The sequence below is a fragment of the Dryocola clanedunensis genome (assembly GCF_038405435.1).
GTDB lineage: Bacteria > Pseudomonadota > Gammaproteobacteria > Enterobacterales > Enterobacteriaceae > Dryocola > Dryocola clanedunensis_A.
Genome location: NZ_JBBYHZ010000014.1, coordinates 71,906 through 96,737, shown reverse-complemented (window position 1 = coordinate 96,737; position 24,832 = coordinate 71,906). Strand labels below are relative to the sequence as shown.

The following is a 24,832-nucleotide window of genomic DNA, read 5'->3' as shown; positions in this document are numbered from 1 at the left end:
GGAGCGGCGCTTCAACTCAACCACGTAAAATTTTATCCAGCACGCGGCCCGGCAGCAGGCGGCGTAGCCACGACATCGCGTGGGCGACCAGCGTCACCGGGTAGCGTAATTTCGGTTTATTGCTCTCAAAAGCATGGCGCACTTTCTCCACTACCGCTTCCGGGCCAAGGGTAAAACGCGCGGCGATACCCGGGTTTTCCACGGGTTTATCGGCCAGCGTCTGGTTAACGTTCTCGGTAAATTGTGTGCGAATCGGGCCGGGTTCGATCAAACTGACTTTAATGCCGCTGTGGTGCAGCTCCATGCGCAGCGTGTCGGACCAGGCCTCCAGCGCGTATTTACTGGCGGCGTAGGCACCGCGCCCCGGCGTGGCAATCAGCCCCATCACCGAGCTGGTCATTACGATGCGCCCTTCACGGTGCGGCAGCATGGCGGGCAGCAGCAGCATGGTGAGCTGGTGTGCGCCAAAAAAGTTGGTGGAGAACTGCGCTTCAAGCTGCTCGCGGGAGAGCGTCGGCAGCGGCCCGTAAACGCCGTAGCCGCCGTTGTTAAACAGGCCGTACAGGCGATTGCCCGTCAGCGCGATAACCTCTGCCGCCGCGCGCGTCACGCTTTCCGGGTCGTCCAGGTCGAGCTGCACGCCGGTAAATCCGGCCTGGTTCATCCGCTCCACGTCTTCCGGCTTACGGCAGGCGGCCAGGATGCGGAAACCCTCCGCCTGCAACGCTTTAGCGCAGGCGAGGCCAATCCCGCTGGAACAACCTGTAATTAAAATAGATTTTTGCATAACTTTACCCGAGAGGTGCCCCGTACATTCATGAGTCGTGGTTAACTAAAGGAGCCAGACGGGTCGCCATCCAGTCGGCGATAAACGGCTGGGCATCACGGTTAGGGTGAATGCCGTCATCCTGCATCCACTGCGGTTTCAGATAGACCTCCTCCATAAAAAACGGCAGCAGAGGAATATCAAACTCTTTGGCAAGCTGCGGATAAATCGCGCCGAAGGCTTCATTATACCGGCGGCCGTAGTTGGCGGGCAGGCGAATTTGCATCAGCAGCGGCTGAGCGTCAGCGGCCTTCACGTCGGTGATAATCTGCCGCAGGCTTTTCTCGATGGCCTGAGGCTGAAAACCGCGCAGGCCGTCGTTACCACCAAGTTCAATTAAGACCCAGCGCGGCTGGTGCTGTTTCAGCAGCGCAGGCAGGCGTGCCAGCCCCTGCGGCGCGGTGTCACCGCTGATGCTGGCGTTGACCACTTTTGTATCCTGCTGGTGCCATTTTGAATCCAGCAGCGCAGGCCAGGCGGCGGTTGCCGACATGCGGTACCCGGCGCTCAGGCTGTCACCCAGAATCAACAACGTGTCCGCATAAGCGGCGCGGAAGGTCATCAAAGCCAGAAACAGGAAGGGCAAATGCCAGCGGAAAACATTGTTGAAGTTCATCATCTTAGTAAGTCCGTAGGTCAGGGGGATCACCAGCTTTCCATCCTTACCGGAGTTGAGCTGGTTGTCAAACCGGCGCAGACCATCGCGCTGATTGGCGAATCCGGCTCGGGCAAGTCTACTTTGCTTGCGATTCTGGCAGGTCTTGACGACGGCAGCGAGGGCGAAGTGCATCTCTGCGGCCAGCCGCTGCATAACATGGACGAAGAGGCGAGGGCGGCGCTGCGGGCCAAAAACGTCGGCTTCGTGTTCCAGTCTTTTATGCTGGTTCCGACGCTGAACGCGCTGGAGAACGTTGAGCTGCCTGCTTTGCTGCGCGGGGAAAACGACTCCGCAAGCCGCAGCCAGGCCAAAGCCCTGCTCGAACAGCTCGGCCTGGGCAAGCGTCTGGATCACCTTCCGGCGCAGCTTTCCGGCGGCGAACAGCAGCGTGTGGCGCTGGCCCGCGCGTTTAACGGCAGGCCCGGCGTGCTGTTTGCCGATGAGCCAACCGGCAACCTGGACCGCCAGACCGGCGACCGCATCGCCGATCTTCTTTTCTCCCTGAACCGCGATTTTGCCACCACGCTTATTCTTGTCACCCACGATGAACAGCTGGCGGCCCGCTGCGACCGCCGCCTGCGCCTGCGTGAAGGTCAGCTGTGGGAGGAAGCATGATAGCCCGCTGGTTCTGGCGCGAGTGGCGCTCGCCCTCGCTGCTTATCGTCTGGCTGGCGCTGAGCCTTGCGGTAGCCTGCGTGCTGGCGCTGGGCAACATCAGCGACCGCATGGAGCAGGGGCTTAACCAGCAAAGCCGCGACTTTATGGCGGGGGACCGGGCGCTACGCAGCGCGCGTGAGGTGCCTGAAGAATGGCTGAACCAGGCGAAGCAGGACGGCTTGAAAGTGGGTAAGCAACTCACTTTCGCCACCATGACCTTCGCGGGGGATACGCCGCAGCTGGCAAGCGTGAAAGCGGTGGACGGCGTTTACCCGATGTACGGCGAGCTGGAAACTAAACCGCCCGGCCTGAAACCCGAACCGGGCAGCGTGCTGCTGGCCCCGCGCCTGATGGCCCTGCTGAACCTGAAGGTGGGCGACAATATTGACGTGGGGGATGCCACGCTGCGCATCGCGGGGGAAGTGGTGCAGGAGCCGGATTCTGGTTTTAATCCGTTCCAGATGGCCCCGCGCTTAATGATGAACCTGGCGGACGTAGCAAAAACCGGCGCGGTGCAGCCCGGCAGCCGCATCACCTGGCGCTATAAATTTGGCGGCACGCCGCAGCAAATTGAATCCTTTGAAAACTTCCTGCTGCCGAAGCTGACGCCGGAGCAGCGCTGGTACGGGCTGGAGCAGGATGAGGGGGCGCTGGGTAAATCCCTTGAGCGTTCTCAACAGTTCCTGCTGCTATCCGCTCTGCTGACCCTGCTGTTAGCCGTGGCCGCCGTGGCGGTGGCCATGAGCCACTACTGCCGCAGCCGCTACGATCTGGTTGCCATCCTCAAAACGCTGGGGGCAGGGCGCGCGGCGCTGCGCAAGTTAATCATCGGCCAGTGGCTGATGGTGCTTCTGCTTTCGGCAGTGACCGGCGGCGCGGCGGGCCTGGTGTTTGAGGCGGTGCTGATCAGGCTGTTAAAGCCTGTTCTGCCAGCGGCGCTTCCGCCAGCCAGCCTGTGGCCGTGGGTCTGGGCTGTGGGGTCGATGGTGGTGATTTCACTGCTGGTCGGCCTGCGGCCTTATCGCCTGCTGCTGGCCACCCAGCCCCTGCGCGTGCTGCGTCGTGACGCGGTTGCCAGCGTCTGGCCGCTAAAGGTGTATCTGCCGATCGTTACTGTCGTCGTGGTGCTGCTGTTAGCGCTGCTGATGGGCGGAAGCACCCTGCTATGGGCGGTGCTGGCGGGAACGGTCGTGCTGGCGGCGCTGTGCGGCATCGTCGGCTGGGGCGTGCTGAAAATCCTCAAAAAGCTGACGGTGAAAAACCTCGCGCTGCGCCTGGCGGTGAACCGTCTGCTGCGCCAGCCGTGGGCGACGTTAAGCCAGCTTGCCGCGTTCTCGCTGTCGTTCATGCTGCTGGCCCTGCTGCTGGTCCTGCGCGGCGACCTGCTCGACCGCTGGCAGCAGCAGATGCCGCCGGAAAGCCCGAACTACTTCCTGCTGAACATCGCCACCGATCAGGTGCAGCCGGTGAAAACCTTCCTCGCCGAGCATCAGGTGATCCCGGAAACCTTCTACCCGATTGTGCGGGTGCGCATGTCGGCGATTAACGGCAAATCTACCGAAGGCAACCCGGACGAAGCGCTGAACCGCGAGCTTAACCTGACGTGGCAAAGCCAGAAGCCGGAGCACAATCCGATTCTGGCGGGGCAGTGGCCGCCGAAAGCGGGCGAGGTTTCAATGGACGAGGGCGTGGCGAAACGGCTGAATATCAAACTGGGGGATACGGTCACCTTTATGGGCGACACCCAGGACTTCTCGGCCAGAGTCTCCAGCCTGCGCAAGGTGGACTGGGAAAGCCTGCGGCCTAACTTCTACTTTATCTTCCCGCCGGGCGCGCTGGACAACCAGCCGCAAAGCTGGCTCACCAGCTTCCGCTGGGAGGGGAAGAACACGCTGTTAACGCAGCTCAACCGCGAATTCCCGACGGTCAGCCTGCTGGATATCGGGGCTATTCTGCGCCAGGTCGGGCAGGTGCTGGAGCAGGTGAGCCGCGCGCTGGAGGTGATGGTTGTGCTGGTTACCGCCTGCGGCGTCCTGCTGCTGCTGGCCCAGGTGCAGGTGGGGATGCGCCAGCGTCATCAGGAGCTGGTGGTCTACCGCACGCTGGGCGCCGGCAAGCGCCTGCTGCGAACTACGCTGTGGTGCGAGTTTGCCGTGCTGGGGTTTGTTTCCGGGCTGGTGGCAGCCATTGGTGCCGAAACGGCGCTGGGCATGCTGCAAACGAAGGTGTTCGACTTCCCGTGGGAGCCGGACTGGCGGCTATGGGCGATCCTGCCCGTTACCGGCGCGGTGCTGCTCTCCCTGTGCGGCGGCTGGCTGGGCATTCGCCTGCTCAGGGGTAAAGCCTTGTTCAGGCAGTTTGTAGCCTGATTTATCCAGAAGAGGGGGATATCCCCTCTTTTTTATCGCTCAAATAACCGCTATGCATTTTGTTATATTTCGCCTTTCATTGAGCTGGCGCATATTTAGATGGTTTTCATTTGTTTTTGTAATAGGTATTAAGAAAATCACCTGGTTTAAGCGCACGAAACATTAAAAATTACGGAACCCGGCGGCGTAAATAAGCGGTAATATTTTGACGCTTATAAAAAAACTTGTTACCAGGGTTCACTGATGAAAACTAAATTACACACTCTTCCACGGCTGGTGGGGGCTGGGCTCCTTTTGGGCATGGCTTCGTTCGCCGCTAACGCTGAAATCACCTTAATAAAGCAGGATCCGCAGGCAGGCGATCCGCTAAGCCGCCTGAACTTCACCGTCGGCGGCAGTATTCGTCCGCAGTTCAACATGATGTCCGGCGACGGCGACAAAGGCTCTTATAAACGCAACGGCTTCGACGGCGGGACGCGCTTCCGCTTTGCGGCAGACTATTATCTGTTCGATGATATTAGCTGGATAAGCTATTACGAACTGGGCGTTAATATTCCGGCGTTATTTGACTGGGATAGCCACTATGCGGAAGGCGCCAACGACACCTCCCGCCGCATGCTTTATACCGGCCTGAAAAGCAAAACCTGGGGCCAGCTGACCTTCGGCCAGCAAAACAGTATTTATTACGACGTGGTCGGGGCGAAAACGGATATCTGGGACTACGACATGATAGGCCAGGCGCCGGGCAACGGCATCAACGGCGACTACGACGGCTCCTACCGCTCCCGCAAAATGCTCAAATATAAAAACACCTTCGGCGATGCCGATGTTTACGCCTCTTACCTGTTCGACGACGGCGAATACCTGCCGGGCAACGGCCTGCGCTACAAGCGTAAAGGCGGCGGCTCGCTGGGCGTGGATTATCACCTGAGCAAGGATCTGACCTGGGGTACGGCGTGGAACTACACCCGCGCCGAAATGCGTAACCCCGGCAACAGCGACAGCAAAACCTACGACCAGAACATCCTGGGTACGGCGCTGAGCTGGAAACCAGATGCATGGACGTTCAGCGTGGGCGGCGGCTGGTACCAGAACTTCATGACCACCAAAAAAGTGGACGTGAACGACTACTTCGCGGGCGACGCGTGGGGCGTGGAGTACTTCGCGGGCTACACCATCCCGGTTGGCCAGTACGCGCTGAAAACCGTACAGCCTTACTTCATGGGCGACCGTATCGAATACATCAACGGGCGTAACTACCAGCGTATCGATAACGGCCTGGGCGTCAGCTTCCAGCTGGACTACGGTTTCCGCGTGGATTACGAACACGTGTTCACCTCCAGCACCGACGATCTGGGCGACATGAACCTGGTGCGTCTGCGCTACGACTTCTAATCAAGCCAGGGCGGGTAAAGCAGATTTACCCGCCGAAAACTGCAATTCCAGAGACCTTTTCATCAAGCCTGCGAGCCGCCTCGAAGTTTGCAAATGCCCCCCCTATCAACCCCAGTTTTACTGTTGACTTATCCAGTGCCAATAGAGTATTTATCGGGCAGCCAGGCATTAAATAAGCCTGAAAAAGAAACGCCCCCGAAAGGTGCAGCAACACCAGACGAGGGCTAACCACAAACGTTAAAGAGGTTAACGCTATGGCTAACGCCGATGGTAACACACAGACTCGCCCTGAAATCACCCCCGAGCAGCCAGCATTTGCGGAGAGCATCGCAACCCTGCTAAAAAAACCGCAGGGTGCGGCAATGGATCTCTTCCAGGCGCTGGATATTTGCCTGGACTATGCGGATGGTTTACTCGCGAACGATAATCACACTGAATGTATGGCGCTGTGCGGCCGCCTGTATGCCGGGCTGCAGATACTAAAAAGCGCGCTGAAGGCACCCTTGCCGGATCGCTTAATCGAAAGCCTGACGCTAAAAGAAGGCGATACCAGCGATTGCCGAACCCCGCTGACCACAGATCCCGAAACCCTCTGCGAATACAGCGAGGCGTTAACCATCGTCCTGCTGAATAATCAGGAGCAGCCGGAACAAAGAGAACAGATGATCGGGATCCTCTACGAGATGATCGCGTTTCTCAGCGAAGATTTAAAAGCCCCGCGCTTTATTCGCACCGCGGGCGAGCTTAAAACGATCGAGGGCGAAGCTTTGCCAGGCGTTCACTGAGTTCGGACTGAGATCGCAACCCCTCTTGCCGGGTGGGTCGAAACTCACTCAATTCCATAATCCAGGCCGCCTTTATTCATGAGTAAGCCGGGCTCTATAGCAACGGCTTCTTTATATGTCGTCATTTCTGCCGTCTTCTCAATATATTCTTTAAAATGGGGAGTCAAGCGGTGGGCCTGATAAGCCTCTTCGCTTGCGTATATTTCATAGAAATACCAGCGGCCTGGGTTGGCTTTATCGGTAGCGGCATACATTGCCAGCACACCCACCTCTTTTTTTATCGATTGTGCCATTTCAGGTAAAACAATTTGGCGAAAAGCCTGCCCATACGCTGGTTTAACATCAACAATAACGAAGTTATTTATCGTCTTGTTGCTCTGAACTATTTTTTTATCGACTAAGAGTTGCGGCACGACAACAATTTTACGTTTCAGACTCGTTTGCAGAATATAAGGTGAATTGCGTAAAAATTCTTTATAGCTCATAGATCCGAGATGTTTGTCGTAAGCGCCACCGTCAGCATAAATTTCAAACATATAAACTGCTGACGGGTTCATTTTATTTTTAGCTGAATACATTGCCAGGGTCCCGGATTCCCCCATTACCGAAGTACTAATAGTCTTCTCAGCCAGGCTGTCGTAGGCAATTTTTTTATCGTGCTTAATGGCTAGTTCGAAAATATTGAAGACGGGTGGACCCGAGACTTTCTGCGCCTGCGCAACGGCAGAACAGCTTAAAGCCAATGAAACTGATAAAGATATTCCGGTTTTCACAGACGACCTCTCTTTTCAACAGGATAAGATGTTGAGTGAATAATCCTGAAAAGGCGCGTCAACCGCGCCATCTCCATCCTCTATATTCGTCGCATTCGACTACTCTACTTAACTCGTAGAGGGGAAAGCCCCGGTGGGTTTTCAGGCAGTGGCGGTACGATGCCATCAACAACATGAGGAACGTATGGAGCCTCCAGCGCTGCAATTTCTTCCTTCGATAATGTCAGGCTAAGCGCATCCACTGCGGTGGAGAGATGCTCCGCTTTTGTGGCACCGACTATCGGTGCAGTAATCACAGATTTAGACAGGAGCCATGCAAGCGCTACATGCGCACGTGGAACGCCTCGCCCGGCGGCAAGCTGCGCCACAACCTCAACCACTTTCTGGTCCTGCTGCGCAGCATTTTCGTACATTTTCAGCGCAAAAGCGTCGTTCTGCGTTCGGGTGGTGGTTTCATTCCAGTCTCGCGTCAGCCTACCGCGCGCCATCGGGCTCCAGGGAATTACACCCACGCCCTGATCCTCACATAGCGGCAGCATTTCCCGCTCTTCTTCGCGGTACAATAAATTGTATTGCGGTTGCATAGAGACGAAGCGCGTCCAGCCGTTTCGCTCGGCAACATGCTGCATTTTCGCAAAACGCCAGGCTTCCATTGAGGATGCACCGATATAACGAACTTTACCGGCTTTCACGAGATCGTGAAGTGCTTCCATTGTTTCCTCAACGGGCGTGCCGTGATCGAAACGGTGAATTTGATACAGATCCACATAATCCATACCGAGCCGGATCAGGCTGTCATCGATAGCCTGAAATAATGATTTACGCGATAAAAAACCGGTGTTTGGCGAATTACGCCATGGGAAAAAGGCCTTAGTGGCGACGACGATTTCATCCCGATACGCCATATCACGCAGCGCACGGCCAACAATTTCTTCAGAGCTTCCACCAGAATAAATATTTGCCGTATCAAAAAAATTAATCCCGGCCTCTAATGCCTGACGAATCAGCGGCCGCGAAGCATTTTCATCAAGCGACCACGGCTGAGGAAGGCGTTCCGGTTCGCCGTAACTCATGCATCCCAGACACAGTCGCGAGACTTTCAGGCCGCTTCGCCCCAGGTTTATATATTGCATACTCATCTCCTGACCCCCTTTTGATAAAAATAGCGGTGGCTTTTATTGCCAGTTCCCTACCATTTTCGGGATAAATTCACGAATCTCATATTGAGCAAGACTTGGGTAATACGCATCTTCTCTCAGGATCGCCTCCAGCTCTTCACGGCTTTCAACCTGAGCAATAACCACGCCTGCTCTTTCACGGTCCGTATAGGGACCGATGAGAACAAACTGACCGGTGTTGAAATAGTGCTGAAACCAGCTGGCATGACGCGAGAAAAGCGCTTCATGCTGCTCAGGATCAATATCATCATTTACCGATATATTTATGAGATACATTTTTACCCCTTTTCTATACGGCAATTTTCAAAGCCGCAGCATTTTTTTAATTGCGGTAATCAGGCGCTCAGCATGATCTTTTGCCATGATTTTTTGTTCACGAATTATCGCTTCATCGCGTCCCGCATAGCTGATACCAAAGGTATGAACGGGGGGCAGCAATTCCAGATTGCACAGCGCTGCTGTGGTGGCAAACTGCGCCATGTAATGCTGTATGTCGTGACCGAACAACCCCTCAGGGGTATACAGGCTCTCGGGAGCTCCGGCAGTAAAGGAAATAATCAGCTTTTTGCCCCCTAACTTTGCGGTTGAGCCATGTGCAAAGCCGTGGACTAAGACCTTATCAATCCATAACTTCATTAACCCAGGTACTGAATACCAGGAAAAAGGGAACTGCCAGACGATCACATCGGCGTTGAGTAAGGCTTCCTGCTCCTGCGCCACGTTAATTTGGTAGTTCGGGTACAGCGCATCAAGAAAGCGAATTTCGGCCTCGGGTAGCGCTTTTGCGACTTCGCCCAGGATCGTGGCATTGCCAATGGACTCATTAATATTAGGATGACCTGAAATAATCAGCACATTTTGCATTTTTGGCTTCCTTAACAGTGGCTTGTTCAACTGGATATGAGTATAAACAACCCTGATTCTGTTTTTTAGGGCAGCAATGGATAATGCACTCTTAGCTGAGAGCTAATAATCTGGCGCTGTTTTCCTCCTGGGGTGACGCCATGAACAATGTCATTTACAACCAAATTCGTATTTTCCAGAGCATCGCTCGTGAAGGCAGTATTACCTCGGCGGCGAGGCAGCTAGAGATAACGCCACCTTCCGTGAGCAAAGCATTAAAACTTCTGGAGCAGCACATTGGCCATCCGCTTTTTGTACGCACCACGAGGCGTATTGAATTGACAGATGCCGGGGAACAGCTGTTGCAACAGACGTCTCAGGCCGTTGAGTCGCTGGAAAGTGCGGTAGAAAGCATAAAAGATCTGAATCAGGAACCGTCAGGACTGGTGAGGATTACGCTCTCTCGCTTTGCTTACCTGCTCATACTGAAGCCCTTTATGGCGGAGTTTTGCCAAAGCTATCCCAAAATACAGCTTGAGATATCCGTTTATGACGGCACCGTGAACATGATTGATGAACGTTTTGATTTGGGCATTCGTTTTGGCGATATCCTGGAAAAGAGCGTTGTGGCTCGCCAGCTGATGAAACCGTTTCGTGAAGGTTTGTATGCATCGGCAGGTTATCTTGCAGAACACGGTACGCCCGAACTGCCAACGGACCTGCACCAGCATCAGCTCATCGGTTATCGCTTTATCACCAATAACCGCATCCTCCCGCTGGTGCTGGAAAATCAAGGTGAGCAACTGACCGTTGAAATGCCCGGACAGCTTATCAGTAATGATATTGATGTTATGGCCGATGCCATGCGCAGCGGGCTGGGAATAGGAAGGATGTTCGAGCCAGTGTATAACTTACAGCCCGACAAAGAGCAGTTTATTCCGGTCATGATGCCTTACTGGAAAACCTATCCACCGGTCTATCTCTACTATTTAAAAAGCACCGGCAAGGCAAAGCGAGTTAAAGCGCTGATTGACTTTTTGATTAAGAAAACAGAGCGATAGCCGTCGCCTTTACCTGGCGAGCGAGGCTATTTATCAGAACTTAAGAATGAAGCTTTTATGCCCAGGAGACAAGCCGAATCAGGTTCTCTCCCGCAGCCAGCCCTCAACCTGCTGGTAATCCCCGCGGAAGACGATCTGTCCGGCTTTTTTGCTTAGCTGGTAGCGGTACATCGGGTCGTAATACTCTTCCAGCAGCGGGGACAGCCAGGCCAGATGCCCGTCGCATGAACCTGTTTTCCGCTGCGTTTCCAGCGCGGTGTCAAGGTATCCCGTGAACTGGGAATAGCGCTCAAGCCCCAGACGGCGGCGGATGGCGAACAGCCCGTGGTGCAGGTATTCTCCGTACTCTTTCCACGCGGTTTCTTCATCTTTAACCGATAAAAACGCCTCGCTCATCTGCTGGAAATATTCGTATTTCAGCCTTTCCAGACGGACCTCAAACGGATCTTCTATCACTACAATCTTCGCCTGGGTCATCTGCTCCCTGAAGGCTTCGGGAATGTGGCGGGAGCCAATCATGCGCCCTTCATCCTCAATCACCAGCGGCACAGGCTCGGCGTTGCTTTTCTTGATAAGGGTAACGGCGAGGTTGTTTTCAAAGCAGGTCTGCGAAGGCTGTTCGACAATGGTGCGGCCAAACGACGAGCCGCGGTGGTGCGCCAGCCCTTCAAGATCGACCCCGGCGGGCAAAGAGCGGATCAGTATCGTTTTGCCGCAGCCGGTGTTGCCGCTTACCAGCACCATCGGCCAGCGGGAGCGCTCTTCAATGGCCTGCATGGCAAAGTGGCGCAGCGCCTTGTAGCCGCCTTCGACCAGCGGATAATCAACGCCAGCTTCTTTAAGCCACTGCTGAACCAGATGGGAGCGCATGCCGCCTCTGGCACAGCAAAGATAACCGTCCGGGTTTTGTCGGCACTGCTCCAGCCATTTTTGCAGGCGGGCTTCGCGGATTTCACCTTTCACCAGGCTGTGGCCCAGCTCGACCGCTGCCTGCTGGCCGCGCTGTTTGTAGCAGGTGCCCACGGCAACACGCTCATCATCGGACATCAGCGGTAAATTCAGCGCGGCGGGCATCGCCCCCTGGGCAAATTCAACCGGCGCGCGCACGTCGATAAGCGGAGTATCGCTGCGCAGCAGATGTTCGTAATGTTGGGTATTGGGACGGGCGTTGTGCATGCATTGACCTTAAAGCGAATGGGGGCGAAACGTCGGGGATTGTGCGCCTGTGAGCATAGAAAAGAAAGAGGGGAAAATGCGACAGGGCGGCGGTGCGCCCTGTAAAAGTGTAAATCTACCTGCTCAGCTTGTTCTGCGCCCAGGCAATGCCGCTCGCGTAATCCGCCGGTAGCAGCGGCACAAGCGCTTCCAGCGAGGCGCCGAGCCTGTCGGTATCGCTGTCGTTCAGGTTGAGGTGGCCCACTTTGCGGCCGGGGCGCACGTCTTTGTCGTACCAGTGCAGATGCACCAGCGGCAGCTTCAGCCAGGCGTAGTTCAGATCCGTGCCGATGAGGTTAATCATCACCGACGGCGCGTTGACCACCGGCTGCGGCAGCGGCAGATCGACAATGGCGCGCAGGTGCAGCTCAAACTGGCTGATGGACGCGCCGTTCTGCGTCCAGTGGCCGCTGTTGTGCACGCGCGGGGCCAGCTCGTTGATGAGCAGCCCGGCAGGCGTAATAAAGCACTCCATCGCCATTACGCCGACATACTTCAGCTCGTGCATGATGGCGCTGAGCATGGTTTCGGCCTGGTTCTGCTGCTCCGCATTGGCGTGCGGGAAGGCCACGCTGGTGCGTAAAATGCCGTCCTGATGCAGGTTGTGGGTCAGCGGATAAAACACCGTGCTGCCGTCGTGGCCGCGCGCGCCGACCAGCGAAACCTCACCGGAGAAATTAATGCCCTGCTCAACAATGCATTCGCCGTAGCAGTCGTCCGGCAGCTGATCCGTTTCAAAGTCGCGTAAACGCCACTGGCCGCGTCCGTCGTAGCCGCCCACGCGACGCTTCACAATCGCCAGCTCGCCCAGATCTTTGAATACGCCAGACCACTGGTCGCGGCTGGAGAGAAGCTGCCACGGCGCGGTTGCCAGCTCCAGCTTATCGAACAGCTGCTTTTGCGTGAGGCGGTCGGCGATTACCGGAAACACATCGCGGTTAACAAAAGCGTTATGCCGCGCCAGCTCACGGGTTAGCGCCGTCTCGGGCCAGCGTTCGATCTCTGCGGTGATCACGCTCTGGGCGAAAGGCACCGCTTCCGGCTCGGCGTCCAGACCAACCGGATAGACCGCAATACCCAGCGGCTCGCCCGCCTGGCGCAGCATTCTGCCCAGCTGGCCGTTGCCTAATACGCAGACACGTTTCATGCGTCGCTCCGTGGATCCGGGTTTTCCAGCACTTCGTCAGTCTGCGCGCTGCGCCAGTCGGCCAGGCGCTGATGCAGGGCCTTGTCGTGCAGCGCCAGAATCTGCGCCGCCAGCAGGGCCGCATTAGCCGCGCCCGCTTTGCCAATGGCGAGGGTGCCAACCGGAATGCCGCGAGGCATCTGTACGATGGAGTAGAGACTGTCGACGCCGCTCAACGCCGCGCTTTGCACCGGTACGCCCAGCACCGGCACCAGCGTTTTCGCCGCCAGCATGCCGGGCAGATGTGCAGCCCCGCCCGCGCCCGCAATAATCACCTCAAAGCCGTTGCTTTCAGCCTGCTCGGCAAAGCTGAACAGCTTGTCCGGCGTGCGGTGCGCGGAGACGACTTCAACATGGTGTGGAACATCCAGGGCGGTGAGGATTTCTGCGGCAAACTGCATGGTGGCCCAGTCACTTTTGGAACCCATGACAATGGCGATACGCGCCGGGGTCTGGTTGGAGGACATGCGTCTCAAAACTCCTGTGGGTGTGCAAACATCACCGAACGGCTCGTACGGTCGGTCAGAAGGGTTGAGAGAATATCATGAACACAAGGCCAGGAAAACGGTTGCGTGGTTAACAAATCGGCGAAAAGCGGGGGTTTTGCTTAAAAATCGAAAGGGATCAGTTCGACGTCTTCGGCGGTGACTTTGATCATCGAGCCATGCGTATGCCAGGCACCCAGCACGCAGCGAAACGCGGCTTCGCCGTTTGCCTGAAGCGTGTGGATTTCGGGGCGATGGGTATGGCCGTGGATCATCCACTGCACGCGGTGGCGGGTGAGGGCGTCAACAACGGCATGCTGGTTCACATCCATGATGGCCATGGACTTAGTGCTGTTGGCAGATTTGCTCCCGGCGCGCATCCGGGCGGCAACGCGTTTACGGATAAACAGCGGCAGGGCCAGGAACAGCCATTGCAGCCAGGGCTGATGCACTTTTTTGCGAAACGCCTGATAGCCGTGGTCGTCCGTACACAGCGTGTCGCCGTGCAGGATCAGCATTTTGCGGCCATACAGGTCGAGGACTTTTTCTTCAGGTAACAGCGTCATGCCGCTCTGGCGGGCGAAGCGCCTGCCCAGAAGAAAATCTCGGTTGCCGTGAATGAAGTAGCAGGGCACGCCGGAGTCAACCAATGCTTTGATCGCTAATGCAATTTCCTGATGAAGCGGCTCCGGATCGTCGTCGCCAATCCATGCTTCAAACAGGTCACCGAGGATGTACAGCGCCTGGGCTTCCCGCGCCGTACCGGCCAGAAATCGCAGAAAACCGGCGGTTATCGCCGGTTCTTCTGAGCAGAGATGTAAATCTGCAATAAACAGAATCATCGTGAGCGAATTACTCGCTGACGGTGACGCTGGTTACGATAACGTCTTCTTTAGGAACGTCCTGGTGCATGCCGCTGCGGCCGGTGGAAACGCCTTTGATTTTATCAACCACGTCCATGCCTTCTGCCACTTCTGCAAATACGCAGTAGCCCCAACCCTGCATGCTTTCGCTGCTGAAGTTCAGGAAGTCGTTATCAGCCACGTTGATAAAGAACTGGGAGCTTGCGGAGTGTGGCGCCTGGGTACGGGCCATTGCCAGCGTACCACGGGTGTTTTTCAGGCCGTTGTTCGCTTCGTTCTGAATGGTGTCTTTGGTTTCTTTCTGCTTCATGCCAGGCTCAAAACCGCCGCCCTGGATCATAAAGCCGTTGATCACACGGTGGAAAATGGTGTTGTCGTAGTAGCCTTCGCGACAGTAATCCATGAAGTTTTTAACGGTGATCGGTGCCTTATCGTCGAAGGTTTTGATGACGATATCACCGTGATTAGTGTGAAAAGTAACCATGCTGTGCATCCTATATTTAGTCAGACAGTGTTCCGGCAGACGGTGCCGCCACACAAGGTGGTTGTTATAGCATAACTCAACATGATCATCACCTTGCAAAGCGTACTGCTTACCGGTGGAATTTTGAGGTAACATATAGTCAAATTTCGACTACACACGCAGATATGGAATCCCCTGATGTTAAAAATATTTAATACCCTGAGTCGCCAGAAAGAGGAATTCAAACCCATTCATGCCGGGGAAGTCGGCATGTACGTGTGTGGTATCACCGTTTACGACCTCTGTCATATCGGCCACGGCCGCACCTTTGTAGCGTTCGACGTGGTGGCGCGCTACCTGCGTTTCCTCGGCTATAAGCTGAAGTATGTACGCAATATCACCGATATCGATGACAAAATTATCAAGCGCGCCCATGAAAACGGCGAAGATTTCGTGGCGCTGGTCGACCGCATGGTCACCGAAATGCACGCTGATTTCGACGCGCTGAACATCCTGCGTCCGGACAGCGAGCCGCGCGCCACTAAACACATTCCTGAAATCATCGAAATCGTTGAGCAGCTTATCGCCCGCAATCATGCCTATGTGGCGGCCAACGGCGACGTGATGTTCTCTGTCACCACCGATGCGGATTACGGCAAGCTCTCCCGTCAGGATCTGGACCAGCTCCAGGCGGGCGCACGCGTTGAGGTTGAAGCGAACGTGAAGCGTAACCCGATGGACTTCGTGCTGTGGAAAATGTCCAAGCCGGGTGAGCCGAGCTGGCCGTCCCCGTGGGGCGAAGGCCGTCCGGGCTGGCACATCGAATGTTCGGCGATGAACTGCAAAGAGCTGGGGAATCATTTCGATATTCACGGCGGCGGCTCGGATCTGATGTTCCCGCACCATGAAAACGAAATCGCCCAGTCCACCTGCGCCCACGGCGGCGAGTACGTTAACACCTGGATGCACTCCGGGATGGTGATGGTCGACCGCGAGAAAATGTCCAAATCGCTGGGCAACTTCTTCACCGTGCGCGACGTGCTGAAGTATTACGATGCCGAAACCATCCGCTACTTCCTGATGTCCGGCCACTACCGCAGCCAGCTCAACTACAGCGAAGAGAACCTGAAACAGGCTCGTACTTCACTGGAGCGCCTCTATACTGCCCTGCGCGGAACGGACAGCACGGCGCAGCCAGCCGGTGGCGAAGCGTTTGAAGCCCGTTTCCGTGAAGCAATGGACGACGACTTCAACACGCCTGAAGCCTACTCGGCGCTGTTCGATATGGCGCGTGAAGTGAACCGCCTGAAAACGGAAGATATGGCGGCGGCGAACGGCCTGGCAGCGGCGCTGCGCAAGCTCTCTGCGGTTCTCGGCCTGCTGGAGCAGGAGCCGGAAGCCTTCCTGCAAAGCGGCGCGCAGGCGGACGACGGGGAAGTGGCCGAAATTGAAGCGCTGATCAAACAGCGTAACGATGCCCGTAAATCAAAAGACTGGGCGCTGGCGGACCAGGCGCGCGACCGTCTCAACGAGATGGGGATCGTGCTGGAAGACGGTGCGCAGGGCACGACCTGGCGTAGAAAGTAAGGCAATAAAAAAACCACCTGCGTGGCAGGTGGTTTAGTCATCAATGGTGGATGGCGCTGGCGCTTATCCACCCTACAATCACAAAATCAGAGCGCAGTTCCGTAGTTCCGTAGGTCGGATAAGCGCAGCGTCATCCGACACCGCCATCCTACAAAATCGGCGTACGAATCAAATAATCAAACGCGCTTAACGATGCTTTGGCCCCTTCGCCGGTCGCGATAATAATCTGCTTATACGGCACTGTCGTACAATCGCCCGCTGCAAACACGCCTTTCACGGTGGTTTCGCATTTCGCATCAATGATAATTTCACCCATGCGGTTGCGTTCAACGCTGCCTTCCAGCCAGCTGGTATTTGGCAGCAGGCCGATCTGCACGAAAATGCCGGACAGCGCGATATCGTGAACGGCGTCTGAAACGCGATCCTTATACTGCAAACCGGTCACCTTCAAGCCGTCGCCTTTTACTTCCAGCGTTTGCGCATTAAGGATGATGTCGACGTTGGTCAGGCTGCGGACTTTATTCTGCAACACCTGGTCGGCCTTCATCTCTGGGGCAAACTCCAGCAGCGTCACGTGCTCGACGATGCCAGCCAGATCGATGGCCGCCTCTACGCCGGAGTTACCGCCGCCGATCACCGCAACGCGCTTGCCTTTAAACAGCGGGCCGTCGCAGTGCGGGCAGTAGGTCACGCCTTTGGTGCGGTACTGATCTTCACCCGGCACGTTCATGTTGCGCCATTTGGCACCGGTGGCGATGATGATGCTGCGCGCGCTGAGGGTTGCGCCGGAAGCCGTCTGGATCTGATGTAAACCGCCTTCGACCTGCGCGGGGATCAGCCTGCTGGCGCTTTGGGTGTCGATAACGTCCACATCGTAGTCGTCCACGTGCGCCTTCAGGGCGCCCGCCAGCTTCTGGCCTTCCGTTTTCGGCACGGAAATATAGTTTTCGATGTCGACCGTATCCAGCACCTGGCCGCCGAAGCGCTCGCCCATCAGCCCGGTACGAATGCCTTTACGCGCAGAGTAAACCGCCGCCGCCGCGCCCGCAGGGCCGCTGCCGACAATCAGCACGTCGTAAGCTTCGCGCTTGTTCAGCGCTTCTGCCGCGCGTTTTTCAGCGCCGGTGTCAATTTTGCCGACGATTTCAGCAAGCGTCATGCGGCCCTGGCCGAACTCCTTGCCGTTCAGGTAAACCGCAGGCACGCCCATCACGTTGCGCTCCTGGATTTCATGCTGGTAAACGCCGCCGTCAATCGCCGTATGGATGATGCGCGGGTTAAGCACGCTCATCAGGTTCAGCGCCTGCACCACGTCCGGGCAGTTGTGGCAGGAGAGCGAATAATAGGTTTCAAAATGGAAATCGCCGTCGATGTCGCGGATCTGATCGAGCAGATCCTGAGACTCTTTCGACGGGTGTCCCCCGGTCTGCAGCAGGGCAAGAACCAGAGAGGTAAATTCGTGGCCGAGCGGGGAACCGGCGAAGCGCGGACCCTTGTCGGAGCCTGGGTTGGTAATTAAAAACGACGGTTTACGTACCGGCAGATCGTTATTAATGCTGAAAGTGACTTTGTCAGATAATTCCGCGATCTCTGCCAGCAGTTCCTTTACTTCGGATGATTTTGCGCCGTCATCCAGCGTGGCAATTAACTCAACAGGTTTGGTTAATCTCTCAAGGTAGGCCTTGAGCTGGGTTTTCATATTGTTGTCGAGCATGGGGTAATCTCCCTGGTGGCAAAAAGCGAAACCCGCAGGGTGAATAAGCGAAAGCGCCATCCACCTTCCGGTAAAACGGCGGGAGCTAACCCGCCGGGGAAAATGTGAAGCCGTTAGATTTTACCGACCAGGTCCAGGGATGGAGCCAGCGTCGCTTCGCCTTCTTTCCACTTGGCCGGGCAAACTTCGCCTGGGTGGGAAGCCACGTACTGAGCAGCCTTCACCTTACGCAGCAGGTCAGATGCGTCGCGGCCAATGCCTTCGGCGGTAACTTCGATAGCCTGAATGATGCCCTGCGGGTCAACGATAAAGGTGCCGCGATCCGCCAGGCCTTCATCTTCACGCATGTTTTCGAAGTTGCGGGTCAGCGCGCCGGTCGGGTCGCCGATCATCGCGTATTTGATTTTGGCGATGGTGTCAGAGCTGCCGTGCCAGGCTTTGTGGGTGAAGTGGGTGTCGGTAGAGACGGAGTAGATATCCACGCCCAGCTTCTGGAACTCTTCGTAATGGTCCGCTACGTCGCCCAGTTCGGTTGGGCAGACAAAGGTAAAGTCAGCCGGATAGAAGAAGAAGACGCTCCAGCGGCCTTCTACGTCCTGCTCGGTTACTTCGATGAACTCACCGTTTTTAAAAGCGCTGTTTTTGAATGGTTTGATTTTTGTATTAATTAAAGACATCTGTACTTCCTCCGTTTTGCGATGGGAGAAAGATACCGAAGAGGGACGAATGTCTCTAATGGGTAGGTTTTATCGAATCAATAAGTATTTCCTTACAGCGAAACGCAGCCATGAAAAAAGGCCACCCGGTTGCCAGGGTGGCCTCTTCAAGTTGCGCGTTACAATTCCACTTTAAAAAATCATAACAGCGGCGGGATTACAGCACCGAAGCGCTAACAGGGTCAATCTCACCGGCAATTGTAGTAACGATGGTTGCAATAGATTTTTCCTATTATCGAGCCAGTGCGCACAATTCCGAAATACAGCACAGTTTTGTGACAGACAAATTGCAACGCTCATCGTTCAGGGCTAGATTGAGCGCGCAGAATCCCTCTGCGGCAGGCGGGGCGCCGCGTGCGCAGCTAATTTATCGAGGAACAGGCGTTGTCAGAATTGCTTTCAATTACGTTGTTTGTGGCAGCGATCGCTGTATATGCCGTGAAAGCCGGAAGAAACATCTGGTGGTTTAGCTCTATTCTGCTGATTCTGACTCTTTATATCATTCTGAACGTGACGCTGGTGGCCAGTAACTATTTTACCGGCGACGGCATCAACGACGCGGTGCTTTATACCCTGACCAGCAGCCTGACGGGCGCGGGCATCGGCAAGTATGTTCTTCCCGGCGTGGGCGTTGCGCTCGGGCTGGTGCTTATTTTTGGCATGCTGACCTGGATACTGCGCCGCCGTAAAAATCATCCGCACCATTTTGGCTACAGCCTGCTGGCCATGGTGCTGGCGCTGGCCTCGGTGGATGCCTCATCGGCGTTTCGCCAGGTGGTTGAGCTGGTGAAATCCCAGACCCGCACCGGGGACTCCGACTTTGATGCATACTACAAGGTGCCGCACGGCGTTATTAACAATCCTAAGCTGAACCTGGTCTATATCTACGGCGAAAGCCTAGAGCGCACCTATTTCCAGCCGGAGCTCTATCCCGATCTTGCCCCGGAGTTAACCAGCCTGAAAGATTCGGGGCTGGATTTCAGCCATACCATGCAGCTGCCGGGCACGGACTACACCATCGCCGGGATGGTCGCTTCCCAGTGCGGTATCCCGCTGTTTGCGCCGTTTGAGGGCAACTCATCGGCGTCTATGTCGAGCTTCTTCCCGAAGAACGTCTGCCTGGGTGACATCCTCAAAGCCTCGGGATACGAGAACTACTTCATGCAGGGGGCGGATCTGCGCTTTGCGGGCAAAGACGTCTTCTTACAGTCCCACGGCTTCGACAACATGTACGGCGCCCAGGAGCTGAAAAGCCTGGTGGCGGACCCGAGCTATAAAAATAACTGGGGCTACTATGACGATACCGTTCTGGATGAAGTTTTTGAGAAATACATCGAGCTTTCAAAGTCGAACAAGCGTTTCTCGCTGTTTACGCTGACGGTAGATACCCACCATCCGGACGGCTTTATCTCTAAAACCTGTAAGCGCCGGAGCTATGAGTTCGACGGCAAGGTTAACCAGTCCTTCAGCGCGGTGGCCTGTAGCCAGGAGCATATTGCGGCGCTGATCGAGAAAATTAAGGCCTCGCCGTACTTTAAAAACACGGTGATTGTGGTTTCCTCCGACCACCTGGCGATGAACAATACGGCTTACAAGTATCTCAATAAGCACGAGCGGGATAACCTGTTCTTCGTGATCCGTGGCGATAAGCCGCAGCAGAAGCTGATCCCGGTAAAACGCAGCACCATGGATAACGGCGCGACGGTGCTGGATATTCTGGGCGGCGATAACTATCTCGGCCTCGGGCGCAGCAGCCTCTCCGGCGAATCGCTCTCCTCGGTGTTCCTGAACATCAAAGAGAAAATCATCGCCTGGAAGCCGGACGTCATCGACCTGTGGAACTTCCCGAAAACCATTACCGAATACGCCATCGACCAGAAGAAAAACACCTTCAGCTACTCCGGCGCGCACTTCAAGATGCCGCTGCTGCTGCGCATTACGGACAATAAAATCGAGCCGCTGCCGGAAAGCGAATACTCCGCGCCGCTGCGCTATCAGCTGGCTGACTTCTCGGTGAAAGATAAGTTTATCTGGGTTGACCGCTGCTTCAAGATGGCCCGCCTGTGGGAGCCAAAACTGGCGCTGTCTACCGGGCTTTGTGTGTCGCAAGGGCAGCTGGGCGGCAGGCCGACGGTGCATCTGGTGGAGGGTGAGCAGGACACCCAGCCGGTGAAGTTTGTGGATGAAAAGCTTGATAAAGACCGCTTTAACCAGAGCGTGGCGACGCTGAAAGTGGATGAAAATGCCATCCGCTATCAGGCCGACAGCTTTATCTTCAGCGTGCCGGGCGCGCCGTCAAACGTGAAGCACTTCACTGGGATATCACGTCCGGAGGCCTGGGGGCGCTGGTCGAACGCCAACCTGGCGCCGGAGGTTAAAATTGAATACGCCGGGCCGCTGCCGGAGAAGTTCGATCTGGTGATCACCGCCAAAGCCTTCGGCCCGAACGTGGGCAAGCCGGTGCCGGTAAAAGTGGGTAGCCAGCAGCAAACGCTGACGCTCGGCGCGGAGCTGAGCACTACTACGCTGCACTTTGAAAACCCGGAACGCAGCGCGACGCTGGAAATCGTCCCGCCGGAGCCGCAGCTCTCTAACGAGGGCAATATTCTCGGCCATGAACCGCGTAAGCTGGGGATCGGCATGGAGGATATAAAAGTGGTGCCTGCTGCTTAAACATTACCCCTCACCCCAGCCCTCTCCTTAAAGGGGAGAGGGAGCAAACGGCTCCCGTAGGCGAAGGTGAGGGCGCACAGTCAAAGACGACACAACCGCTCCGCCGCCGCATCCAGCGTCGCTTCCTGCTTCGCAAAACAGAGTCGAATCAATTTATGTGGGAACGGGTCGGCGCAGAACACCGATAGCGGGATTGCCGCCACGCCCACCTCTTTCGTCAGCCACTGACAGAAACTCACGTCGTCCAGATCGGATATCGCGCTGTAGTCCGCCAGCAGGAAGTAGGTACCTTCGCACGGCAGGATCTCAAAGCGGCTGCTTGCCAGCGCCTGAATAAAACGGTCACGCCGCGTGCGGTAAAAATCTGGCAGTTCCCGATAGTGCCCCGGCTGAGCGCGCAGCATATCGGCAATGGCGAGCTGTGCGGGGGTATTCACGGCGAAGGTCAGATACTGATGCACCTTGCGGATTTCCGCGCTCAGCGCCGCCGGGGCTACGCTGTAACCTATCTTCCAGCCCGTCATGTGGAACGTCTTGCCAAAGGATGAGACGGCTACCGCCCGCTCGCGCAGCTGCGGATGGGCAAGCACGCTGGCGTGACCCTCGTCGGCAAAACAGATGTGCTCATAAACTTCATCGCTCAGCACATAGATTTCATGTTGTGCAATGGCCTGCCAGAGCGCGGCAAAATCGCTTTTCTGCCAGACCGTCGCGGAAGGATTGTGGGGCGTATTGAGGATCACCAGGCGGGTACGCGGGCTAAGCAGGGCGGTAAACGCCTGCCAGTCAACGCGAAACTGCGGCGGTTGCAGGGCAATTCGTTTCACCACGCCGCCGGACAGCGCCACCGCCGGGGCATAGCTGTCATAGCTTGGGTCAAAGCAGATAACCTCGTCGCCGGGGCGGACGAGGGCGGTAATGGCTGCATACAGCGCCTCCGTCGCTCCGGCGGTGACGGTAATATCCGTGTTCGCGTCAGGGCGGTAGCCATAAAGCTCGGCGGTTTTATCCACAATAGCCTCCCGCAGCGCTTGTACGCCCGTCATCGGGGCGTACTGGTTGGCACCGTTTGCAACGTGCCAGGCGAGGCGCTCCTGCAACAGCGCTGGGCCATCGAAGTCAGGAAAGCCCTGGGAGAGGTTAATCGCCTGGTGCTGAGCGGCCAGCGCGCTCATTTGCGTGAAAATGGTGGTACCAAGAGCGGGGAGTTTGCTCTCGGGAATCAAAGCCTTCTGAGTCATTTAAGCGACCTTAACGTGATGCAGGTAATGCCTGGGACTATAGCATGACGTTAAGATTTGGCAATCAAGACGCTTAGACGGCTAAACTATAAGGTTATAGCGAGGCTTACCCTCCCAGAGAGAGGGCAGAAACCCTTATGCCTCCGGGCAGCGATAAACGTTGCCGGTCAGCGTCACGTTGGTCTGCTCGCTGCTGCCCGAACCGTCGTACATGCTGCCCGTCTGGCCTGCGCGCTGGGTGATAATGGATACCACGTTGCCGCCCATATTTGCGGCCTGATTTTTCAGGTCGTTGCGCGCGCCCGTTTCCAGGTTGCTGTTCGACGTCCAGCCGCCGGTAAAGAAGTTGCCCTGGCTGCCGGTAATATCGCCGAGGAATTTACATTCTTTGCCCGGCTCATTATTCGTGACGCGGACGCGCTGCGCCTGCGGGTTTAAATTATGGGCACTGCAGCCGGCCAGCAGAATTGCCAGCGTAATCAGGGTGAGCTTTTTCATCGTCTTTCCGGATAATATAATTCAGGTTAAATAAATAATGACCGCGTAAAAGAATAACGAGGTGTGGGATTTACCCTACGAGAGAAGTCTTAAAATAAGATTATTAAGCGGACAAAAAAAGAGTTTCCCGATTGGCGTTGATGCTACGTTTAGAAAGGGCGTTTAATCGTATATTTATCTCGCATATTTAATGAAGGAATTAAAGCCGGGTTGTTATTTATTGGTGAATAAATTCATTCGCAGAATAATTATTATGGCGCGCTGTATTAGCAGCGCGCCATTAAATATTAAAGTACGCCCTGGCCAAGCATTGCATCGGCGACTTTGACGAAACCGGCAATATTGGCTCCGCGCACGTAGTGCGTCTGCCTGCCTTCGCCGCCGTAGTTTACGCAGGCTTCATGAATATCCAGCATGATGTGGTGCAGGCGGATATCCACTTTCTCTGCTTTCCAGCCGTAGCGCGCGGCGTTCTGCGCCATCTCCAGGCCCGACGTCGCCACGCCACCGGCGTTTGCTGCTTTACCCGGCGCGAACAGCACTCCGGCCTCCAGGAACAGGTCCGTCGCTTCGATGGTCGTTGGCATATTGGCCCCTTCCGCCACCGCCTTCACGCCGTTGGCAATCAGCACGCGGGCGGCTTCTGCATCCAGCTCATTCTGGGTGGCGCACGGCAGGGCGATATCTACCGGTACGCTCCACGGCCGCTGGCCTTCCAGATACGTCAGGCCAAATTCGCGCGCATAGTCCGCTACGCGACCGTCGCGGCTGGCTTTGATTTCGCACAGGCGGGCAAGTTTTTCCGGGGTGAAGCCCGCTTCGTCCACTACGGTACCGTTTGAATCCGAAGCGGTAATCACCCGCGCGCCAAGCGACATCGCTTTTTCAATGGCGTACTGCGCGACGTTGCCGGAGCCGGACACCGCCACGCGCATGCCTTCAAAGCCCAGCCCGTGGCGCTGCAGCATCGCATCCGTGAAGTAGATCAGGCCGTAGCCGGTGGCTTCCGGGCGGATCAGGCTGCCGCCAAACGACAGCCCCTTGCCGGTAAACACGCAGGCGGTATTGTTGGAGAGCTTTTTCATCATGCCCGCCATAAAGCCCACTTCGCGGCCGCCCACGCCAATATCCCCTGCCGGAACGTCGGTGTCCGGCCCCAGATGACGATACAGCTCGGTCATCAGCGCCTGGCAGAAGCGCATGATTTCGCCTTCGCTTTTCCCCTTCGGATTAAAGTCGCTGCCGCCTTTGCCGCCGCCCATCGGCAGGGTGGTGAGGGCGTTTTTGAAGGTCTGCTCGAAGCCCAGGAACTTGAGGATGGAGAGGTTAACCGACGGGTGGAAGCGCATGCCGCCCTTAAATGGCCCGATGGCCGAGCTGAACTGCACGCGCCAGGCGCGGTTAACCTGCACCTGATTGCTGTCGTCCACCCAGGCAACGCGAAACTGGATCACGCGCTCCGGTTCGACAAGGCGCTCCAGCAGGGCTGAACGTCGATACTGTGGATTTTGTTCCAGGAAGGGCCACAGCGTCGTCATCACTTCGCGTACGGCCTGGGAGAATTCGGGTTGATGCGGGTCGCGCTGCTGGACGGAAGATAAAAACTGTTCGAGGGAAACCGTGTTCGCCATAGGGGAACTCCTTGT

General features: G+C 56.2%; 23 protein-coding genes. 7 read left to right on the top strand and 16 right to left on the bottom strand.

Going from position 1 to position 24,832, the window contains the following annotated elements; translation table 11 throughout:
* Positions 1 to 16 precede the first annotated feature (16 nt).
* Together AAE045_RS21180 and tesA are read right to left on the bottom strand one after the other, a co-directional pair.
* A complete protein-coding gene (locus AAE045_RS21180; protein WP_455549375.1) occupies positions 17 to 787 on the bottom strand; it encodes an SDR family oxidoreductase in 771 nt (256 codons plus the stop codon).
* A 28-nt stretch (positions 788 to 815) separates the two neighbouring features.
* Positions 816 to 1,445, bottom strand: a complete 630-nt coding sequence (gene tesA / locus AAE045_RS21175) for a multifunctional acyl-CoA thioesterase I/protease I/lysophospholipase L1 (RefSeq protein WP_202301998.1) — start codon at positions 1,443 to 1,445, stop codon at positions 816 to 818.
* Between tesA and ybbA the strand changes: the two genes are divergently transcribed.
* The 4 genes from ybbA to AAE045_RS21155 all read left to right on the top strand — a co-directional run bounded on the left by ybbA (position 1,413) and on the right by AAE045_RS21155 (position 6,690).
* Complete coding sequence (ybbA, locus tag AAE045_RS21170) at positions 1,413 to 2,099, top strand: putative ABC transporter ATP-binding protein YbbA (RefSeq protein ID WP_271131561.1); 687 nt, start codon at positions 1,413 to 1,415, stop codon at positions 2,097 to 2,099. The genes tesA and ybbA overlap by 33 nt on opposite strands.
* Positions 2,096 to 4,510: a putative ABC transporter permease subunit YbbP gene (ybbP, locus tag AAE045_RS21165; protein WP_455549374.1), complete on the top strand. Its 2,415-nt coding sequence runs from the start codon at positions 2,096 to 2,098 to the stop codon at positions 4,508 to 4,510. The genes ybbA and ybbP overlap by 4 nt, the downstream gene beginning before the upstream one ends.
* A gap of 300 nt (positions 4,511 to 4,810) precedes the next feature.
* Positions 4,811 to 5,905 (top strand): porin, encoded by a 1,095-nt coding sequence (locus AAE045_RS21160; RefSeq protein ID WP_455549391.1) that lies wholly within the window; start codon positions 4,811 to 4,813, stop codon positions 5,903 to 5,905.
* A 254-nt stretch (positions 5,906 to 6,159) separates the two neighbouring features.
* The gene (locus tag AAE045_RS21155; RefSeq protein ID WP_455549373.1) at positions 6,160 to 6,690 is read left to right on the top strand and encodes a hypothetical protein; all 531 of its coding nucleotides are present in this window, start codon (positions 6,160 to 6,162) and stop codon (positions 6,688 to 6,690) included.
* Between the two features lie 44 nt (positions 6,691 to 6,734).
* Here the strand turns inward: AAE045_RS21155 and AAE045_RS21150 are convergent, their stop codons facing one another.
* The 4 genes from AAE045_RS21150 to AAE045_RS21135 form a co-directional block, all read right to left on the bottom strand.
* Positions 6,735 to 7,463, bottom strand: a complete 729-nt coding sequence (locus AAE045_RS21150) for an antibiotic biosynthesis monooxygenase (protein WP_455549372.1) — start codon at positions 7,461 to 7,463, stop codon at positions 6,735 to 6,737.
* Between the two features lie 104 nt (positions 7,464 to 7,567).
* Positions 7,568 to 8,596: an aldo/keto reductase gene (locus AAE045_RS21145; RefSeq protein ID WP_455549390.1), complete on the bottom strand. Its 1,029-nt coding sequence runs from the start codon at positions 8,594 to 8,596 to the stop codon at positions 7,568 to 7,570.
* Positions 8,597 to 8,638: 42 nt separating this feature from the next.
* Entirely contained in the window at positions 8,639 to 8,917 is a 279-nt protein-coding gene (locus AAE045_RS21140) for a YciI family protein (RefSeq protein WP_455549371.1), read from the bottom strand.
* Positions 8,918 to 8,944: 27 nt separating this feature from the next.
* Positions 8,945 to 9,505: an NAD(P)H-dependent oxidoreductase gene (locus AAE045_RS21135; protein ID WP_455549370.1), complete on the bottom strand. Its 561-nt coding sequence runs from the start codon at positions 9,503 to 9,505 to the stop codon at positions 8,945 to 8,947.
* Between the two features lie 140 nt (positions 9,506 to 9,645).
* Here AAE045_RS21135 and AAE045_RS21130 point away from each other — a divergent pair, with 140 nt between their 5' ends.
* The gene (locus tag AAE045_RS21130) at positions 9,646 to 10,545 is read left to right on the top strand and encodes a LysR family transcriptional regulator (RefSeq protein ID WP_455549369.1); all 900 of its coding nucleotides are present in this window, start codon (positions 9,646 to 9,648) and stop codon (positions 10,543 to 10,545) included.
* A 78-nt stretch (positions 10,546 to 10,623) separates the two neighbouring features.
* On the opposite strand, the gene mnmH is transcribed toward AAE045_RS21130, so the two are convergent.
* The 5 genes from mnmH to ppiB all read right to left on the bottom strand — a co-directional run bounded on the left by mnmH (position 10,624) and on the right by ppiB (position 14,778).
* Positions 10,624 to 11,721, bottom strand: a complete 1,098-nt coding sequence (gene mnmH / locus AAE045_RS21125) for a tRNA 2-selenouridine(34) synthase MnmH (protein ID WP_455549368.1) — start codon at positions 11,719 to 11,721, stop codon at positions 10,624 to 10,626.
* Positions 11,722 to 11,836: 115 nt separating this feature from the next.
* Positions 11,837 to 12,907 (bottom strand): 5-(carboxyamino)imidazole ribonucleotide synthase, encoded by a 1,071-nt coding sequence (purK, locus tag AAE045_RS21120; protein ID WP_455549367.1) that lies wholly within the window; start codon positions 12,905 to 12,907, stop codon positions 11,837 to 11,839.
* Positions 12,904 to 13,413: a 5-(carboxyamino)imidazole ribonucleotide mutase gene (gene purE, locus AAE045_RS21115; RefSeq protein ID WP_455549366.1), complete on the bottom strand. Its 510-nt coding sequence runs from the start codon at positions 13,411 to 13,413 to the stop codon at positions 12,904 to 12,906. The genes purK and purE overlap by 4 nt, the downstream gene beginning before the upstream one ends.
* A 140-nt stretch (positions 13,414 to 13,553) precedes the next feature.
* A complete protein-coding gene (gene lpxH, locus AAE045_RS21110; protein WP_455549365.1) occupies positions 13,554 to 14,273 on the bottom strand; it encodes a UDP-2,3-diacylglucosamine diphosphatase in 720 nt (239 codons plus the stop codon).
* A gap of 10 nt (positions 14,274 to 14,283) precedes the next feature.
* Positions 14,284 to 14,778: a peptidylprolyl isomerase B gene (gene ppiB / locus AAE045_RS21105; protein WP_455549364.1), complete on the bottom strand. Its 495-nt coding sequence runs from the start codon at positions 14,776 to 14,778 to the stop codon at positions 14,284 to 14,286.
* A gap of 177 nt (positions 14,779 to 14,955) precedes the next feature.
* Between ppiB and cysS the strand changes: the two genes are divergently transcribed.
* Complete coding sequence (gene cysS / locus AAE045_RS21100) at positions 14,956 to 16,344, top strand: cysteine--tRNA ligase (RefSeq protein ID WP_455549363.1); 1,389 nt, start codon at positions 14,956 to 14,958, stop codon at positions 16,342 to 16,344.
* A gap of 148 nt (positions 16,345 to 16,492) precedes the next feature.
* Here cysS and ahpF read toward each other — a convergent pair whose 3' ends face one another.
* Together ahpF and ahpC are read right to left on the bottom strand one after the other, a co-directional pair.
* A complete protein-coding gene (ahpF, locus tag AAE045_RS21095) occupies positions 16,493 to 18,058 on the bottom strand; it encodes an alkyl hydroperoxide reductase subunit F (RefSeq protein ID WP_455549389.1) in 1,566 nt (521 codons plus the stop codon).
* 113 nt (positions 18,059 to 18,171) lie between these two features.
* A complete protein-coding gene (gene ahpC / locus AAE045_RS21090; RefSeq protein ID WP_455549362.1) occupies positions 18,172 to 18,735 on the bottom strand; it encodes an alkyl hydroperoxide reductase subunit C in 564 nt (187 codons plus the stop codon).
* A 453-nt stretch (positions 18,736 to 19,188) separates the two neighbouring features.
* On the opposite strand from ahpC, the gene opgB reads away from it, so the two are divergent.
* On the top strand, positions 19,189 to 21,447 hold the full coding sequence (gene opgB / locus AAE045_RS21085) for a phosphatidylglycerol--membrane-oligosaccharide glycerophosphotransferase (RefSeq protein ID WP_455549388.1): 2,259 nt from the start codon (positions 19,189 to 19,191) through the stop codon (positions 21,445 to 21,447).
* Positions 21,448 to 21,527: 80 nt separating this feature from the next.
* Here opgB and AAE045_RS21080 read toward each other — a convergent pair whose 3' ends face one another.
* The 3 genes from AAE045_RS21080 to gdhA all read right to left on the bottom strand — a co-directional run bounded on the left by AAE045_RS21080 (position 21,528) and on the right by gdhA (position 24,817).
* On the bottom strand, positions 21,528 to 22,688 hold the full coding sequence (locus AAE045_RS21080; protein ID WP_455549361.1) for a pyridoxal phosphate-dependent aminotransferase: 1,161 nt from the start codon (positions 22,686 to 22,688) through the stop codon (positions 21,528 to 21,530).
* A gap of 135 nt (positions 22,689 to 22,823) precedes the next feature.
* A complete protein-coding gene (locus AAE045_RS21075) occupies positions 22,824 to 23,186 on the bottom strand; it encodes a DUF4156 domain-containing protein (protein WP_455549360.1) in 363 nt (120 codons plus the stop codon).
* 287 nt (positions 23,187 to 23,473) lie between these two features.
* Entirely contained in the window at positions 23,474 to 24,817 is a 1,344-nt protein-coding gene (gene gdhA, locus AAE045_RS21070) for an NADP-specific glutamate dehydrogenase (protein ID WP_455549359.1), read from the bottom strand.
* Positions 24,818 to 24,832: the final 15 nt, after the last annotated feature.